The sequence below is a fragment of the Corallococcus sp. BB11-1 genome (assembly GCF_026626625.1).
Classification (GTDB): domain Bacteria; phylum Myxococcota; class Myxococcia; order Myxococcales; family Myxococcaceae; genus Corallococcus; species Corallococcus soli.
Genome location: NZ_JAPNJY010000039.1, coordinates 187,500 through 203,462, shown reverse-complemented (window position 1 = coordinate 203,462; position 15,963 = coordinate 187,500). Strand labels below are relative to the sequence as shown.

The following is a 15,963-nucleotide window of genomic DNA, read 5'->3' as shown; positions in this document are numbered from 1 at the left end:
GAGGGAAGCTCAGGACACGGCGGGGATGCCGCCGCGCAGCATGAAGAACACCACCACGCCCGTCACCGACACGTAGAGCCAGATGGGCGCCAGCCACCGCGTCACCTTGCGGTGGCGCTCGAACTGCTGCCGCCAGGAGAAGTAGAAGGCGACGAGCGCCAGCGGCAACACCGGCATGGACAAGAGCACGTGGCTGGCCAGCAGCGTCAGGTACATGCCCCGGAAGTCGCCCACGTAGCGCGTGTCCCCGTGCACGTAGTGGTAGGCGAGGTAGCCCACCAGGAACAGCGCGGACGCCGCGAACGCGCTCACCATCAGGTTCTGGTGCACCCGCCGCGCGCCGCGCTTGATGGCGATCCACCCGCCCAGCAGCAGCGACGCCGCCGTCGCGTTGAGCACCGCGTTCACCGCCGGCATGAAGCGCAGGTTCACGCCCACCCCCGCCCCTCCGCGCCGGATCAGCAAGAGCCACGCCAACAGCGTCAGCGCTGCGGCGGACACCACGCCAATGGCGATGAAGAAGGACCGGTCGCGCGACGGCGACGAGGGGGGGGGCATCCCGAACGCGGCGTTGGACATGTCCCCTTGTGGCCCGCGTCCTGCCCCTGACGCAACCCTTCCCCAGAGGAGGTACACACAGGAGCGCATATGTCGGTTGAATGGAATCGGTTAGGTCAACTGGATCTCAAACCGGAAATTCCTTCATACTCTTGCGCGTCGCCCCCGACCCCCCCTCTCGGAGGTTCCCGTGTTCAGCGTGCGTTGCCTTGCCCCACTGGCGAGCGCCGCCCTCCTGCTCGCCCTGCCCGCAGCCGCTGAGGAAGCGGTGTGCGCGCCCGTGGCGAAAGTTCCCTTGGAGCGGCACCTCCGCCAGCTTTCTCTCGACCTGTTGGGGCGGCCGCCCACCATCGAGGAGTACAAGACCTTCCAGGCCAAGGGCTCCGTGACCACGGAGGACGTCCGCCAGATGATGGGCCAGGAGCCCTTCTATGCCCGGATGCGCGAGTTCCACCGCGCCCTGCTGCGCTCCAACATCAACTCCAGCGTGAACGGCAACGGCGACTACCGGGTCTCCGGCACGCCGCTGAGCTTCGCGGGCAACAACGCCAACGCGCTGCGCGGTGGCCAGAGCCAGCGCTGTGACGGGGAGATCGCCCAGGACAACTGCAAGGTGAACCCGCAGGACGGGCACTCGCTGACGCCCACCACCTGCCGCGACCCGCAGGGCGTGCCGCTGCCGGTCAGCTACGACTACGACACGAACTTCTACGAGTGCCTCCCGCTGGACCCGGCCTCCACGGACGCGCGGCTGAAGTACGCCGACTGCGACGCGCTGAAGGCCAGCGCGGCGCACGGCATCTACGCGAACTTCTGCGACAACCGCTACAGCAGCACCGCGGGCAGGTCCGTGCCCCACCTGTGCGTGCCGGACCCGGACAAGACGAGCACCAACGTCCTGAAGCCGTTCCCGGCCACGGGCGTCATCACGGCCTTCGTGCACCCCAACCCGGAGACGAAGCCGAACCTGGAGCGGCTGGAGCGCTGCACGTTCGACCTGGCGAAGCGCAACAACATCACCGGCACCTGGGTGCCCCAGCGCGGCTGCGTGCAGCGCGACGGCTACGTGACGACCACCGTGCAGCCGTACTGGTCCACCGCCACGGAGCCGGTGAAGGTGTGCGCCGTGGAGGCGCAGAACCGCGCCACCAACCCGTACACGGGCGAGTCCTGCGAGACGGGCCGCTTCAACGGCGACCGCAGCTGCGGCTGCGGCGACAAGATGCGCCGCTGCGAAATCGGCGACGTGCACACCGCGCGCATTGCCGCCTTCAACGAGGAGCCGCTGCGCATCACCGACGCGGTGGTGCGCAACGACGAGCCCTACTTCAACATCCTCACCGCCCGCGACTCCTTCGTGAACGGCCCGCTGTCGGAGTTCTACCGGCAGAAGCAGGGTGTGGCCGTCTTCAGCGTGAAGGCGCCCGCGGACGTGGCCACGCTGCCCGCCGTGCCCTTCGAGGACCGGACCACCTGGGCGTCCTACACGCGCGACAACACCCACTCCGGCGTGCTCACCACCCCGGCGTTCCTCTACCGCTTCCCCACGCAGCGCGCCCGCGTGAACCACTTCTACGAGGCGTTCCTCTGCAAGCACTTCTCCCCGGCCGCGGACGCCACGCTCCCGTCCCCGGACGACGCCTGCAACCGGGAGAACAACCTGGCCAAGCGCTGCGGCTGCGACTACTGCCACGCCACCATCGAGCCCACGGGCGCGCACTGGGGCCGGTACGCGGAGCGCTCCGCGCTGTTCCTGTCGCCGGAGCAGTTCCCCCGCCTGGACCCGAAGTGCCGCGACTGCGCCATCGCCGGTGACACCAACTGCGGCGGCGAGTGCCGCGAGTACGTCATGCAGGCCTTCGACGGCGACGGCGCCAATTCGCTGGGCCTCCTGAAGACCTACCTCTACCGCACCGCGGACGAGGAGAAGAACATCGAGGGCGGTCCCCAGACGCTGGTGGCGCGGATGATGGAGACGGGCGAGCTGGAGCGCTGCACCGTCAAGCGCGTGTGGAACGAGTTCCTGGGCCGCGCGATGACGACCGAGGAGCAGCGGATGTACCTCCAGACGCTGTCGCAGGACTTCGCGAAGAACAACCACAGCATGAAGGGCCTCATCGAGCAGGTGGTGATGTCCGACGCGTACCGGAGGATCGACTGATGCGCCGCCTCGTGTTGACCGCGCTCCTCGCGCTCGCAGCGGGCTGCACCAGCGGCTCCGTGGATGCTCCCGGCAAGCCGGTCCCGCTGGATGCCCAGCTGGACCCCATCCCGAACCCGCACGGCAACGGCACGCAGATTGATCCGCTGCCGGACCCGGAGGCCCAGGGCGGCAGCGTGGGCCGCGCCGCGCGCCGGCTCACCGTCGCGCAGCTCAAGGAGTCCATCCGGATCGCCGTGGGCATGGAGTGGGATGAGCTGGAGGCCCGCGCCCAGTCGCTGGGCCGCGCGGACTACGCGCTCATCACCACGGAGAACACCGAGCCCAACCTCGTCTTCGCCCGCTTCCTGGACGACGGCGCGCGCAAGGTGTGCATCGCGCAGGCGCAGAAGGACATCGCGCAGCCGGACCTGTCGCTGCGCACGCTGGGCCGCACGCTGCCCACGCCCATGAGCGACCTGAACAAGCTCACGGACGCGCAGGTGAACGAGACCCTGGTCTACCTGTCCACCCGCTTCTGGGGCGCGCCCCTGGCCGGGGACGAGCTGGCCCGCTACGCGACCTTCTTCCGCAAGGCCGCCGCCCGTGCCGAAACCCTCAAGAAGCGGGACCAGGCGCTGGCGGTCGTGTGCATCGCCATGCTGACGGACTCGCGCTTCATCACCTACTGACCCTCTGGTGCCCGCGATGAAGAAGACGCGCCAAGACAACCCCGTCGCCCCCGAGCGCCGTACCTTCCTCAAGGCCGGAGCCGGCTTCATGGGCTCCCTGCTGCTGGGAGGCATCCCCTTCAAGGCCGTGGCCCAGGCGACGAACCTGGCCCCCGCCGACCGCTGCTTCGTCTTCGTCTACTTCTCCGGGGGGTGGGACCAGCTGCTCGCGTTGGACCCCCGCGACCCGACCGTGTTCACCGACGACCGCGTCAGCGAGACGCGCATCGTGCCGGGCTACAACCAGCTGTCCACGGACGCGCGCTTCTCCACGCAGCCCATCGTCCCCAAGACGCGTGCGGGCGCGGGCGCTCCGACGATGACGTTCGGTCCGGCCATCGGCGATGTCCGCAACGCGAACCTCTCCGACCACTACGACCTGATGACGGTGGTGCGCGGCATCAACATGAGCACGCTCACCCACGAGGTGGGCTACCGCTACTTCCTCACCGGGAAGATGCCCATCGGCAGCGCGGCGCGCGGCTCCTCCACGGCGACGGAGATCGTGGGGCAGATGAAGCCCGCGGTGCCCATCCCGTCCATCGCGCAGAACGTGGAGTCGTACAACGACCGCTACGGCGGCTACGCCAACGCGCTGCGCGTCAGCGGGCTCACGGACCTGGTGCTCACGTTGGATCCGCCCTCGGCGGCCCGCCAGCTGGACAGCGAGATCGAGAAGAGCCTCATCGACCTCAACGGCATGCCCATCACCTGCGAGGAGCAGGCGTTCGGCGCCCGGGGCGTGGGCACCACGTACGAGAACAGCCGCGAACAGATGCAGTCGGTGATGGCCAACAAGCTGTCGGACTCGTTCCGCTTCCAGCTGGCCGCCAACGAGCAGGTGCGCGCCACCTACGGCCTCAACGGGCAGTCCTACCCGTACAACAGCGCCAACGGCCGCGCGGCCATGGTGGCCACCGCCCTGAAGAAGGGCATCAGCCAGTGCGTGTCCATCAACCTGGCGGGGGGCCTGGACACCCACTTCGGCACGCAGCTCACCCAGGCAGGCAACCAGCGCGCCGGCTTCGACGCGCTCAACCTGCTGGTCACGGACCTGCGCAACACGCCGCATCCGGGTGGCGGCGACTTCATGGACCACACGACCATCCTGGTGTTCAGCGAGTTCGCTCGCACGCCCACCATCAACGCCACGGGCGGCCGTGACCACCACCTGTCCAACAGCTGCCTGCTGATGGGCGCGGGCATCAAGCACAACCAGGTGGTGGGGCGCAGCGGCGACATCGGCATGTCGCCCGGCAAGGTGGACATGCGCACCGGCGCCGATGATCCGAATGGTTCCAACATCTTCCCCGAGCACATCATCGCGACGGTGCTGGCCTCGGCGAAGCTGGACTACAGCATCACGCGGGTGGACCCGCTGCGGTTCATCCTTGCCTGAGCCTTGATGAGCACTCCCTCCTCGCGTCCCTGGCCGCGCCCCGGTTCCCCCACCGTGGCGCGTTTCATCCCCTCCTCGCTCCTGCTCTGCGCGGCGCTGCTGGTCGCCGCGTGTGGCGAGGACGCACCGCCGGGAAGCAACCCGGCGAAGCCCGCGCCGTTCACGGCCACCCAGGTCGCAAGCTCGCAGGGGCTGGCCCCGGCCCAGGGCTTCGCGCACCAGGCCGGCGGCGGCATCTTCGCCACCTCCTCGGGCGGCGTCGTGCGGCTGCGGCTGGACGGCAGCAAGGCGGCCCTGGCGCCGCACCCGAAGAACGTCGCCACGCCAGGCAACGTGCGCGCGACCTTCCGCCTGGGGCCGCACAGCGCCCTGGTGGAGACCGACACCGGCCTGTTCCTGGCGAACCAGGGCTGGCTCATCGAACCCTTGTGGCAGGAGGTGCTGGGCACGGGCATCGTCGCCACCGCGCAGACGGCGGACGGCGCGGCGTGGCTCGCGCACCCCACCGGCCTGTTCCAGATGCAGGGCGGCACGCTCGCGTCGCTGAAGCTGTCCGGGCAGCCCCTGTCCGGCATCACCGCGATGACGGCGGCGCCCGCGGAGGACGGCCTGCCCGGCCTGTGGTTCGCGCGCCAGGGCAAGCTGAACGTGGTGGTGGCCTCCGCGCCGGGCGTCTACCAGGTGCGCGGCACGGACGCGCCGCTCACCGCCGGTGAGACGGTGGTGGCGCTCGCCGGCCTGGAGCGCGGCACCGGCACCGCCGGCGAGGTGTGGGTGCTCACCAGCACCCGCGTGCTGCGCCGGAACACGGAGGGCTGGAAGACGGTGGAGCTGCCGTCGCTGCCCCAGCAGCTCATGGGCGCGGGGCGCTTCCTCTGGGCCCGCGCGGACGCGAAGCTCTTCGTCTTCGACGCGGACGCGGGCACCTGGGGCGTCGCCGAAGGCCTGCCGCCCGGGACGCCGACGCTGCTGGCGGTGGACGAGAGCGGCTGCGCGTGGGTGGAGCTGGGAGGCCAGGCGCTTTCGGTCAGCAAGGCCCCCGCGCCGCGCCTGACGGGCCTGCACCAGGGCATGCTGGTGGTGGAGGACGGCCTGGTGCTCCGGGCCGCGCTGCCGCCGGGCCCCGCGCCGAAGAGCGTCGCGTTCCAGTTGGACCAGGCGGAGGAGGTCTCCAGCGCTGGCCCCGACTACAGCATGGGCGGCCTGGAGGCGGACGGGAGCACGCTCAAGCCCTTCTCCTTCGTCAACGTGACGCCGGGCGGCCACACGCTGTCCGTGGTGGCCCGCTTCGAGGACGGCACGGAGGCGCGCCGCGCGGTGCCCTTCACCTACCAGCCGCTCACCAGCACGCCCGGCTACGCGCGCGACATCCGGCCCGTCCACGAGGCCCGGTGCGCCAAGTGCCACACCACGGGCCCCGGCAATCCGCTGAACACGTATGAACTGTGGAAGTCCAACGCCCAGCTCATCAACGCGGCGGTGCGCGACCTGCGCATGCCGGCGGACGGGCCGTTGGATCCGCAGGGCATCGCCCTCATCAACCGCTGGGTCGCGTCCGGCATGCGGCCTTGACGCTGGCGCGCGCCCTGCCCTGAAGTCTCCTGACGTTTCCTTCGACGGCGACCCTCCTCCCCGGGAGGGCGCCCCCCGAGGCCACCCCCATGAAGTGTTTCACCCGCGCGACCCCCCTCTTCGCGCTCCTGACCCTGGCCTGCCAGGGCGGGCAGGAGCCCGCCGTGGTGCTGCCCTACGTGGGCCCGTGTGAAGGACTTGCGCCCCTGACGCTGTCCGCGGAGCCGGCGACGGTGCGCTCGGGCAGCGTGGCCACGCTGACGGCCACGGGCGGCAGCGGCCACTATTCCTTCAAGGCGCAGGCCGGCGGCTCCTCCGGCGACGTTCGCGGCAACCGCTTCGTCGCGGGGGCCACGCCGGCGGAGGACACGCTGGTGGTGGAGGACGTGCAGTGCGGCGGCTCCGCCACGGTGAGCGTGCGGGTGCTCTCGCGCTTCGGCGTCGCGCCGGCCAGGGCGATGCTGAAGCCGGGCACCACCTTCCAGATCGTCGTCGACGGGCTGGTGGGCACGCCCACCTTCACGCTCACCCAGAACGGCTCCGGCGGCACGCTCACCGAAGGGGGCGTCTACACGGCGGGCAACACGGAGGCGCAGGACGTCCTCACCGTGCGCGACCAGAAGACGGGCGACACGGAGCTGCTCCAGTACACCGTGAGCAAGGCGGCGAAGCTGGTGGGCGACCCGCCGTACCTGGGCGTGCCGTCGGGCGCGTCCGCGCCGCTGGGCACGGCGGGCGGCACGGACAGCGTGGTGTGGACGAAGAAGGCCGGCCCCGGCACGGTGACGAACGGCCGCATCGTGGTGGAGGCGGGCGCGGCCGGGCTCATCACCCTGGAGGCGAAGGACCGCTTCACCGGCGAGGTGGCCCCGGTGGCGGTGCGCGTGCTGGACGAGCTGTCGCGGCCCCTGCTGGCGCACGGCCGGCTGACGGACGTGGCCACCATGGTGACCGCGGACTTCGACGGCGACGGCATCCAGGACCTGGCGGTGGGCCAGCGCGAGAGCGAGCTGGCGCGGCCCACCGGCGGCGCGGTGTTCGTCTACAAGGGCAGCGCGTCCGGCCTGCCCACGAAGCCCACCTGGGTGTTGGCGGGTGAGACGGAGGGTGCGCTCTTCGGGGACATGCTGGCCGCGGGCGACCTGGACGGCGACGGACGCGCGGACCTGGCGGTGTCGTCGCCGGGCGCGGACGTCACCATCGGCGACTCGGGCGCCGTGTACCTCTACACCTTCAAGGCGGGCCAGCAGCCCGCGCTCTTGCGGCCGGCGCTCACCGGCCTGGGCCGCGGCGGCTTTGGCACGGGCATGGCCATCGCGGACGCGGATGGCGACGGGGACCTGGACCTGTTCGTGGGCTCGCCCGCGGGCGACCTGTCCAGCCTCCCTGGCGTGAGCCGGCGCGGCGTGGTGGACATCTTCATCCTGACCAGGGGGCAGCCCGTCCCGGACCTCCCGGCGGTGCGCCTGGGCGGACAGGATCTGGCGGTGGACGGCAAGCCCGTCCCGCGCAGCAACACGGAGCTGGGGCGCGCCCTCGTGGTGGCGGACCTCAACGACGACGGCCGCCCGGACCTGGCGGCGCTCAGCAAGCTGACCCGCTACAAGGCGGACGGCTCCACCGACGGTCAGCAGATGGGCGTGGCGGTGTACTTCGCGCGCGACACGGCGCCGCGCTTCCGCCCCACCGCGGACCTGTACGTGCTGCCGTCCAACACCGCCGTGGAGCCCCTGAACAACGAGGGCGCGTGGCGGCTGGGCGCGATTCCCGGCGAGGCCAGCCGGCCTCCGCTGCTGCTGGTGATGGCGGACAAGGCGGACGCGCCGGACCTCAGGACGTCCGGTGGCGTGGCGGCGGCGCAGGACGCGGGCGGCGCGTACCTGTTCGACCTGCGCGGCAACCCGGCTTCGGGCGAACCGGCGGAGAAGCCCGTGAAGGTGCCGCTGGCGGACGCCTTCGGGCGGCTCTACGGCGACGCGCGCGGCATCACCGCGAGCCGCAGCTGGACGGTGATGGACGTGGACGGCGTGGCGGGGCCGGAGCTGCTGCTGGGCGCGCCGTACGCGACGGCGACGGCGGGCACGACGCAGCTGGGCAACGCGGGCAAGGTGCTGGTGTTCCCGCTGGCCACGCTCTCCAAGGGCAGCGTGCTGAACAAGCCGCTGGTGGCGCTGGGCGGCGCGGCGAAGGCGGAGGTGCTGGGCGCGGGGCTCGCGGCGTGGCCGCTGCCGTCGGGCCCGGTGCTGGCGGGCTTCTCCGGCCGCGCGTCGTCCCCGCAGGGCGCCTTCACCGGCCGCGTGGACGTCTTCCAGAAGGCGGGCGGGACGCTGGCCGAGTGGACGCGCAGCGGCCTGGAGGTGACGACGAAGGCCAGCGTGGAGCGCTTCGGTGAGTCGGTGGCGGTGGCCCGGCTGTCCAACCGCGTGATGGCGGTGGTGGGCGCGCAGGGCTTCTCCGGCCCGGGTCCCAACGGCGACGGCAACGACCTCAACGTGGGCCGCGCGTACACGTTCGACACGGCGGAGCCCGCGAAGGCGACGGTGGCGGGCGAGGGCGCGAGCGCGCCGTGGGTGGGCGGACGCAACGTGGGCGTGGACGTGGCGTTCACGGACTTCAACGGCGACGGCCGGCCGGACATGGTGGCGGGCGCCACGGCCCTGGTCATCCCCGGCACGGGCTCGCCCGCGGGGGACCGGGACGTCTACGCATCGACCACCTGCATGACGGCGGGCACGCAGTCGTTTGGCGGGCTCCTGGTGTCGCTGGGGCAGGCGGACGGCACCTTCAAGCCGGGCTACCGCGTGTTCGGACCGGCGACCATCGCCGGCTGCGCGGACCCCGCGGCCGCCAGCTGCAAGCGCTCCTTGATGGGCCGGGGCGTGGCGGGCGGCTTCGACTTCAACGGCGACAACAAGGAGGACCTGGCGGTGCTGCGCGACAGGGGCTTCGACCTGTTCCTGGGCCGCGCTCCGGAGGACGCCTCGCTGGCGAAGCTCACCCTGGCGTGCGACCCCGTCTACTCCTGGCCCACCTCCGCGCAGCAGACCACCGCGACCGCGTCGCTGGGCGACCTGAACGGGGACGGCTGCGACGAGGTGTCGTGGCGCTACTCGGACGGCACGCGCTCCGGCATCGTCGTGCTCTACGGCTACGACGCCGGGGGCACGCGGTGCGGTGGGCGGACCACCGCGTCGATGGTGCGCATCGCGGGGGACAACGAGGTGTCGCTCAACAACATCAACCTGGGCATGGCCAGCACGCGCGCGGGCCGCTTCCTGGGCGACACGCGGGACTTCATCGCGGTGACGGCCAACAACTACCTGGTGGACGGCGTGAGCCAGCCGGCGGTGCTGCTCTTCAACGTGGCGGAGATCAACGCGCTCCGGCCCGCCTCCGGTGAGCGGCTGGTGGCCGCCTTCGGCGCCGAGGGCCTGACGCCGCTGCCGGTGACGTACCGCGCGCGCGCGGTGGGCTTCGGCACGTCGCTGGCGGGCGGCAAGGACCTGACCGGCGACGGCGTGCCGGACCTGTGGGTGGGCGCGCCGGGCGCGTCGGTGGCCTCGGATGGCGGCGGCGCGGCGTTCCTCTTCGCCGGAGGCCCGAAGTCACAGGGCGCGCTGTCCCCGTTCGTGCTGGTGGTGGGCGACGGCACGGAGCGCAGCTCGTTGGGACAGTCGCTCGCGGTCGTCCCCGGCAGCGGAAGCTCTCCGCCCACCGTCGTCATCGGCGCGCCGAGGAGCTACCGCACCGGCACGCAGAACGGCACCGCGTTCTCCCTGCCGCTGCCCTTCTGAGGCCGGGCCGTCACGCCGACGCTTCCGGAGGCACCTTCGCCTCCGGGGGCTCGTTGCGGTTGGCGATGGCCGCCGCCGTGAGGATGAGCACGCCGCCCGTCAGGAGCGCGGGCGTGAGCGGCTCTCCCAGCAGCGCCACGCCCAGCGTCACCGCGACCAGCGTGTCCAGCAGCGCCATCGCGCCCAGGGCCGCCAGCGAGATGCGCGGCAGCAGCCAGTACAGGCACTGGTAGGTGATGACCGTCCCGCCCAGCGCCAGGTACACCAGCGCCCCGATGGACCGGAGCGTCCAGTTCGCGGGCTGGTTCCACTCCAGCAGCGCGGAGGCGCCCAGCAGCAGCACCGCGCTGCTCAGCGTCTGCACCAGCGTGAGCAGGTGGGGCGGCACGTGCGTCATGTGCTGGCGCACCAGCACGTTGGCCACCGCCACCACCGACGCCGCGAACAGCGTCATCCCGCAGCCCAGCAGCACCTGGGTGGACAGGCTCAGCGACACCAGCTCCTGGTGCTGGAGCGCCACCACCCCCGTCAGTCCCAGGACCGCCGCGAAGAGCTTGGTCGCGGTGAGCGGCTGGTCCGGCAGGAGCACGCGGCCCACCAGCAGCAGCCACACGGGGAAGGTGGAGAAGAGGAGCGCGGACCAGCTGGACGGAATCCACTGCTGCGCCACGAAGAGCAGCCCGAAGGGCACCGCCAGTTGGAGGATGCCGATGCCCGCGATGCGCCACCCGGTGCCGCCCCCCAGCGCCGCGCCGCGCGAGCGGGCGAAGGGCAGCAGCGCCACCCCGGCGATGAGCATGCGCGTGCCCACGAACCGCAGCGGTGGCAGGTCCTCCAACCCCACCTTCACCACGGCCCAGGTGGAGCCCCAGGTGAGGAAGCAGACGGCGTAGGCGAAGGCAATCTTCCAACGCGGCGCGGGCGGCGCGGCGATGCGCACTGCGGAGACGGACGACATGGCGGCGCGGGCAGTAGCACGCGCCGCCGGGCGTTGGCGAAACATCCCTTCAGGGCGCGCCGCGTCAGCTGGCGGCTCACCCGGCAGGCAGCGTCTGCTTCACGCGGAGCATGGGCGCGAACAGGTCCCCCACGGCGTCCAGGCGCTTGCGCAGCGTCTTCAGGCGGAAGCGGTGGGGATCCAACCGGGCGGTCACCTCGCTCCAGTCGAGCGGCGCGGAGAAGGGCGCGCCCTCCACGGCGCGCAGGGAGTAGGGCGCCACCACCGTCTTGCCACGCACGTTCTGGCCCACGTCCAGGTAGAGCCGGCCGCCCCGCTTGTGGATGGAGCGCTCCGTGGTGGCGATGTCGCCCAGGGCCTCTTCCAGCTCGGCCGCCCGCGCGGTCGCGAACGCCAGGGCGCGCGCGTAGGTGTAGCCCGGGGCCAGCGGCACCAGCACGTGCAGGCCCCGCTTGCCGGACGTCTTCGGGAAGGACTGGAGGCCCAGCTCATCCAGGCGGGCGTGCAGGCGCCTGGCCACCTTCACCAGGTCCTTCCAGCCGTTGTCGCCAGGGTCCAGGTCGAACACCACGAAGTCCGGCTGCGCCAGCCGGGGCGCGTGGCTCAGCCACATGTGCAGCGTGAGCGCGGACTGGTTGGCGAGCCACAGGAGCGCCTCCGTGTCCTTCACGTTGACGTGGCGCAGGGACTTGCCTTCGTGGCGCACGCACAGCGTGGGCAGCCAGGGCGGGATGCCGGACAGCTCGTGCCGGAAGAAGCCCGGGGCCGCGATGCCCGCGGGCCACTGCTGGTGGGCCAGGGGGCGGTCCGCGAGCACGGGCGTCAGCAGCGGGGCCACGTCCCGGTAGTACGCGAACACGTCCGCCTTCGTAAGCCCGCTGTCGGGGAACAGCACGCGGTCGCCGTGCGTGAGGAGCGCTTCGGCGTCGGGCTTCGCGCGCGTCGCCGGAGCCTTGCCCGGAGCCTTGCTTGAAGTCCTGGACGAAGCTCCGCGCCGGGTCGCGGTGCGCGCGGAGGCCTGGGCCGGCGCGCGCCGGACGCCCCTGGCTGCCCGGGCGCCCTCGGTGGGGGCGGGCTGTTCGCGCACGACGTCCCGGGGGCGCTTGTCGCTCCGGAGGCCCTGGAACACGGGGTGGCGCAGCCGCCCGTCCCGGGTCCACTCCGTGAAGCGCACCTGGGCCACGTACTTCGGCTTCACCCAGACGGTGTCCGTGTTCGTGGGCGCATCCATGGCGGCCGGCTTCTTCGTGCGCGTGGCGTCCAGCAGCCAGCGCAGCTCGCGGCGGTCCTGGGTGCTGTAGCCGGTGCCCACCTTGCCCACGTCGTGGAAGCCGTCCTGGCCCCGGACGCCCACGCGCAGCGCGCCAATCTCTGACTTCGCCCGCGCGTTCTTGATGGGCAGGTATCCCAGGATGACGACCTCCTGGCCCGCGACCACCTTCAGCTTCAGCCAGTCCCCGGAGCGCGCGCCCGTGTAGGGCGAATCCTTGCGCTTGGCGATGATGCCCTCCCAGCCCCGGCGCCGCGCCTCGACCAGCGCGCGCGACAGCGGCAGCCGCAGCCGCTCCGAACATTGGAGCGGCAGGTCCACGGGCGCCATCAGCTTCTCCAGCCGCGCGCGGCGCTCCTCGTAGGGCAGCTCCCGCAGGTCCTCGCCGTTCAGCCACAGCAGGTCGAACACCACGAAGCGCTGCTCCGCGCCTTCCTCCGTGTGCTGGAGGCGCTGGAAGTTCGAGCGTCCCTTGTCGTCGAGCGCGATGATCTCCCCGTCCACCACCACGTCGGACACGGGCAGGGCGCGCAGCGACGCGGCGAGCCGGCCGAAGCGGCTGGACAGGTCATTGCCCCGGCGGCTCTGGAAGACGCCCTTGTCGTGCGTGAGCGCGAACACCGCGCGGAAGCCGTCGTACTTCACCTCGTAGGCGTGCGTGTCGTCGTGCGCCTCGTCGGGCACCGCCAGCCGCGCCAGCATGGGCGGCCACACCCGGTCGAGCAGCTCCTGTGGCTTCACGGGGGGCCGCCGCGCCTTCGCCGGCGCGCGACCCGTCCGGGGCTTCTTGCGCAGCACCCCGGGCTTGCGCGGTCCCCGCGTCTTGACCTGACCGCTCTTGACGGACTCGGGGCGCTCGACGGTGACGTCGTAGTCGGGCCGGGCCTCCGCGTCCTTCGCCTTGAAGAAGAGCCACTGCGCCTTGCCGCCGCGCGGGCGGGTGCGGATGAGGTGCCAGCGCCCCTGGAGCTTCTGGCCGTTCAGCACGACCTCCAGGTGTCCGTTCGCCAGCTGCGCCTCGGCCTGGCCCGGGGGCACCGTGTCGAAGGTGCCGGACTCCCAGAGGAGCGAATCACCACCGCCGTACTGGTCATCCGGGATGTGGCCCTCGAAGTCCGCGTAGGAGCGTGGGTGGTCCTCGGTCTGGACCGCGAGCCGCTTCTGCGCGGGGTCCAGGCTGGGCCCCTTCGGGATGGCCCAGCTCACCAGCACGCCGCCAATCTCCAGGCGCAGGTCATAGTGCAGCCGGGTGGCGTCGTGCTTGTGCACCACGAAGACGGGCGCGTCCGCGGGCGTGGATGCCATCGCCTCCGGCGCCGGTTCGGGCGTGCGGAGGAAGTCGCGCTTCGTGCGATAGCGCTGCAAGCGCTTCTCTGTCTCGGAGGTCTTCACCCTCCAACGCTCGTCACCGGACCTGGGAGGTGCAATTCCTCACGGTGGTTGGGGGGCGACCAGGAAGGCAACCGCTCAACCCCCGCGCCCCAGGTCCGTCCGCCTGCCCTGGGTGCGATGAGGCGATGGGCGCGCCGGAGGGTGGTTGGTTCCGGAGGGAGGCGTCCCCACATTGTCCAAGCCTTTGCACTCACCTGTCCGCACCCGCCTGGAGGATGCGCCCATGGCCGACAAGTCCGAAGTGGCCCGTCTGCACAGCCTGGCCCAGCTCGACGCCGACGCCGTGGGTGCCTACGACGTGGCCATCTCACGCATCGGGCCGGCCCTGGTGCGCGAGCGCCTCAACAGCTTCCGCGCGGACCACCTGCGCCACGTCCAGGACCTCAACGCGCTCATCCGCGACCTGGGGGGGGAACCGGTGGCGCTGCGCTCGGACCTCAAGGGCTCCGCGATGAAGGGCCTGACGGCGATGACGGGCCTGATGGGCACGGAGGCCACGCTGTGGGCCATGCTCGGCAACGAGGAGCTCTTCGACCGGGCCTATGAGCTGGCGCTCCAGTTCGAGTGGACGCCGGCGGTGAAGGTCCTCATCCGGCAGCACCGCGAGGACGAGCGGCGCCACGGGACGTGGATCCGCGACGCGGTGCGCACCCGGCCCTGGGTGGAAGGCCGCGTGCCCCTGATGGAAGGCGCCGAGCTGGGGGCCTGAGGGCTGCCGCGTGCGGTCCTCCAGGGCCTGACATACGCTGCCCCGCGTGAGCGACATCACTGTCTATCAACCCGACTTCCTCTACGTGGAGGATCGGTTCCAGGAAGGCCGCGCGCTGGCGGTGGGCGCGGACGGACGCGTGCTGGACGCGGTGCCCGAAGGCGCGCGCGTGGAGCGGCTGCCGGGACGCGCGCTGCTGCCGGGGCTCATCAACGGCCACTCGCATGCGTTCCAGCGGCTCATCCGGGGGCGCACCGAGTACGTGGCCTCCGGCAAGGGACAGGACGACTTCTGGTCCTGGCGCGAGGCGATGTACCGCGCCGCGGAGGCCCTGACGCCGGAGGGCGTCTACATCGCCTCCCGGCAGGTGTTCGTGGAGATGGTGCTCGCGGGCATCACCGCCGTGGGCGAGTTCCACTACCTGCACCACCAGTCGGATGGGACGCCGTACGCGGACCGCAACGAGCTGGCGCACGCGGTCATCCGCGCGGCCACCGACGTGGGCCTGCGCATCTGCCTGCTGCGGGTGGGCTACACGCGGGCGGGCTTCAACGTGGCGGCGAACCCGCGCCAGCGCCGCTTCATCGACCGGGACGTGGACGCCTTCCTGTCCACCACGGAGGCCCTGGCGCACGCGGTGCGCGGCGACGCGCGGGTGAGCGTGGGGCTGGCGCCGCACAGCGTGCGCGCGGTGTCGAAGGACTGGTTGGCCCGCGTGGAGCGCGACGCGCCCGCGGGCATGCCCATCCACATGCACGTGGCGGAGCAGCCGAAGGAGATTGAAGCGTGCCTGGCGGAGCACGGCCGCCGTCCGGTGGAGCTGCTGGCGGACCTGGGCCTGCTGGGGGGCCGCTTCACGGCCGTCCACGGCGTGCACCTGACGGAGCAGGAAGTGCAGCTGCTGGGCCGGTCGGAGTCCACGGTGTGCGCGTGTCCGTCCACGGAGCGCAACCTGGGGGACGGCATCGTGCCGGCGGACGCGCTGGTCCGGGCCGGGGCGCGGGTGAGCCTGGGCTCGGACAGTCAGACGGTGGTGGACCTGCTGGAGGAGGCGCGGCAGCTGGAGCAGCACCTGCGGCTGGTGCGGCTGCGCCGGGCGGTGCTGGACCCGGGGACGGGCACGCTGGACGGGCTGGCGGCGCGGCTCTTGGACATGGCCACGTTGCAGGGCGCGCACAGCCTGGGCCTGGAGACGGGCGCGCTGACGCCGGGGTCGCCCGCGGACTTCTTCACGGTGGACGTGGGGCACCGCTCGCTGGTGGGCGCGGGGCTCGCGTCGCTGCTGCCGGGCATCGTCTTCGGGGCGACGGCGGGCGCCGTGAAGGAGGTCGCGGTGGCGGGCAGGTGGGTCGTGCGGGACGGCCAGCACGCCCTGGCGGAGGAGAGCGGCAGGGCCTTCCAGCAGCTCGCGCACCGGCTGTACCCCTGAGGGAGCGCGGG

General features: G+C 72.0%; 10 protein-coding genes. 7 read left to right on the top strand and 3 right to left on the bottom strand.

Features of this window, described 5'->3' with window-relative positions; all coding sequences use genetic code 11:
* Positions 1 to 9: 9 nt before the first annotated feature.
* Positions 10 to 579 (bottom strand): DUF420 domain-containing protein, encoded by a 570-nt coding sequence (locus tag OV207_RS33370; RefSeq protein WP_267559157.1) that lies wholly within the window; start codon positions 577 to 579, stop codon positions 10 to 12.
* Positions 580 to 748: 169 nt separating this feature from the next.
* On the opposite strand from OV207_RS33370, the gene OV207_RS33365 reads away from it, so the two are divergent.
* The 5 genes from OV207_RS33365 to OV207_RS33345 all read left to right on the top strand — a co-directional run bounded on the left by OV207_RS33365 (position 749) and on the right by OV207_RS33345 (position 10,194).
* Positions 749 to 2,719 carry a DUF1585 domain-containing protein gene (locus OV207_RS33365; RefSeq protein WP_267559156.1) on the top strand — a complete coding sequence of 657 codons (1,971 nt, stop codon included), beginning with the start codon at positions 749 to 751 and terminating at the stop codon, positions 2,717 to 2,719.
* Positions 2,719 to 3,390, top strand: a complete 672-nt coding sequence (locus OV207_RS33360; protein ID WP_267559154.1) for a hypothetical protein — start codon at positions 2,719 to 2,721, stop codon at positions 3,388 to 3,390. The genes OV207_RS33365 and OV207_RS33360 overlap by 1 nt, the downstream gene beginning before the upstream one ends.
* A 16-nt stretch (positions 3,391 to 3,406) precedes the next feature.
* Positions 3,407 to 4,828: a DUF1501 domain-containing protein gene (locus OV207_RS33355; protein WP_193346749.1), complete on the top strand. Its 1,422-nt coding sequence runs from the start codon at positions 3,407 to 3,409 to the stop codon at positions 4,826 to 4,828.
* A gap of 54 nt (positions 4,829 to 4,882) precedes the next feature.
* A complete protein-coding gene (locus tag OV207_RS33350; protein ID WP_267559153.1) occupies positions 4,883 to 6,400 on the top strand; it encodes a hypothetical protein in 1,518 nt (505 codons plus the stop codon).
* Positions 6,401 to 6,489: 89 nt separating this feature from the next.
* Complete coding sequence (locus OV207_RS33345; RefSeq protein ID WP_267559152.1) at positions 6,490 to 10,194, top strand: VCBS repeat-containing protein; 3,705 nt, start codon at positions 6,490 to 6,492, stop codon at positions 10,192 to 10,194.
* Positions 10,195 to 10,204: 10 nt separating this feature from the next.
* On the opposite strand, the gene OV207_RS33340 is transcribed toward OV207_RS33345, so the two are convergent.
* Together OV207_RS33340 and ligD are read right to left on the bottom strand one after the other, a co-directional pair.
* Positions 10,205 to 11,152: a DMT family transporter gene (locus OV207_RS33340; protein WP_193346752.1), complete on the bottom strand. Its 948-nt coding sequence runs from the start codon at positions 11,150 to 11,152 to the stop codon at positions 10,205 to 10,207.
* Between the two features lie 76 nt (positions 11,153 to 11,228).
* The gene (gene ligD / locus OV207_RS33335) at positions 11,229 to 13,814 is read right to left on the bottom strand and encodes a DNA ligase D (RefSeq protein WP_267559151.1); all 2,586 of its coding nucleotides are present in this window, start codon (positions 13,812 to 13,814) and stop codon (positions 11,229 to 11,231) included.
* Between the two features lie 223 nt (positions 13,815 to 14,037).
* Between ligD and OV207_RS33330 the strand changes: the two genes are divergently transcribed.
* Together OV207_RS33330 and hutF are read left to right on the top strand one after the other, a co-directional pair.
* Positions 14,038 to 14,523: a ferritin-like domain-containing protein gene (locus OV207_RS33330; RefSeq protein ID WP_267559150.1), complete on the top strand. Its 486-nt coding sequence runs from the start codon at positions 14,038 to 14,040 to the stop codon at positions 14,521 to 14,523.
* A gap of 46 nt (positions 14,524 to 14,569) precedes the next feature.
* Positions 14,570 to 15,952 carry a formimidoylglutamate deiminase gene (gene hutF, locus OV207_RS33325; protein WP_267559149.1) on the top strand — a complete coding sequence of 461 codons (1,383 nt, stop codon included), beginning with the start codon at positions 14,570 to 14,572 and terminating at the stop codon, positions 15,950 to 15,952.
* Positions 15,953 to 15,963: the final 11 nt, after the last annotated feature.

Coding starts and splice junctions, on each gene's coding strand:
- OV207_RS33370 (WP_267559157.1), bottom strand. CDS start 579: ATGTCCAACGCCGCGTTCGGGATGCCCCCCCCCTCGTCGCCGTCGCGC.
- OV207_RS33340 (WP_193346752.1), bottom strand. CDS start 11,152: ATGTCGTCCGTCTCCGCAGTGCGCATCGCCGCGCCGCCCGCGCCGCGT.
- OV207_RS33360 (WP_267559154.1), top strand. CDS start 2,719: ATGCGCCGCCTCGTGTTGACCGCGCTCCTCGCGCTCGCAGCGGGCTGC.
- OV207_RS33355 (WP_193346749.1), top strand. CDS start 3,407: ATGAAGAAGACGCGCCAAGACAACCCCGTCGCCCCCGAGCGCCGTACC.
- OV207_RS33330 (WP_267559150.1), top strand. CDS start 14,038: ATGGCCGACAAGTCCGAAGTGGCCCGTCTGCACAGCCTGGCCCAGCTC.
- OV207_RS33345 (WP_267559152.1), top strand. CDS start 6,490: ATGAAGTGTTTCACCCGCGCGACCCCCCTCTTCGCGCTCCTGACCCTG.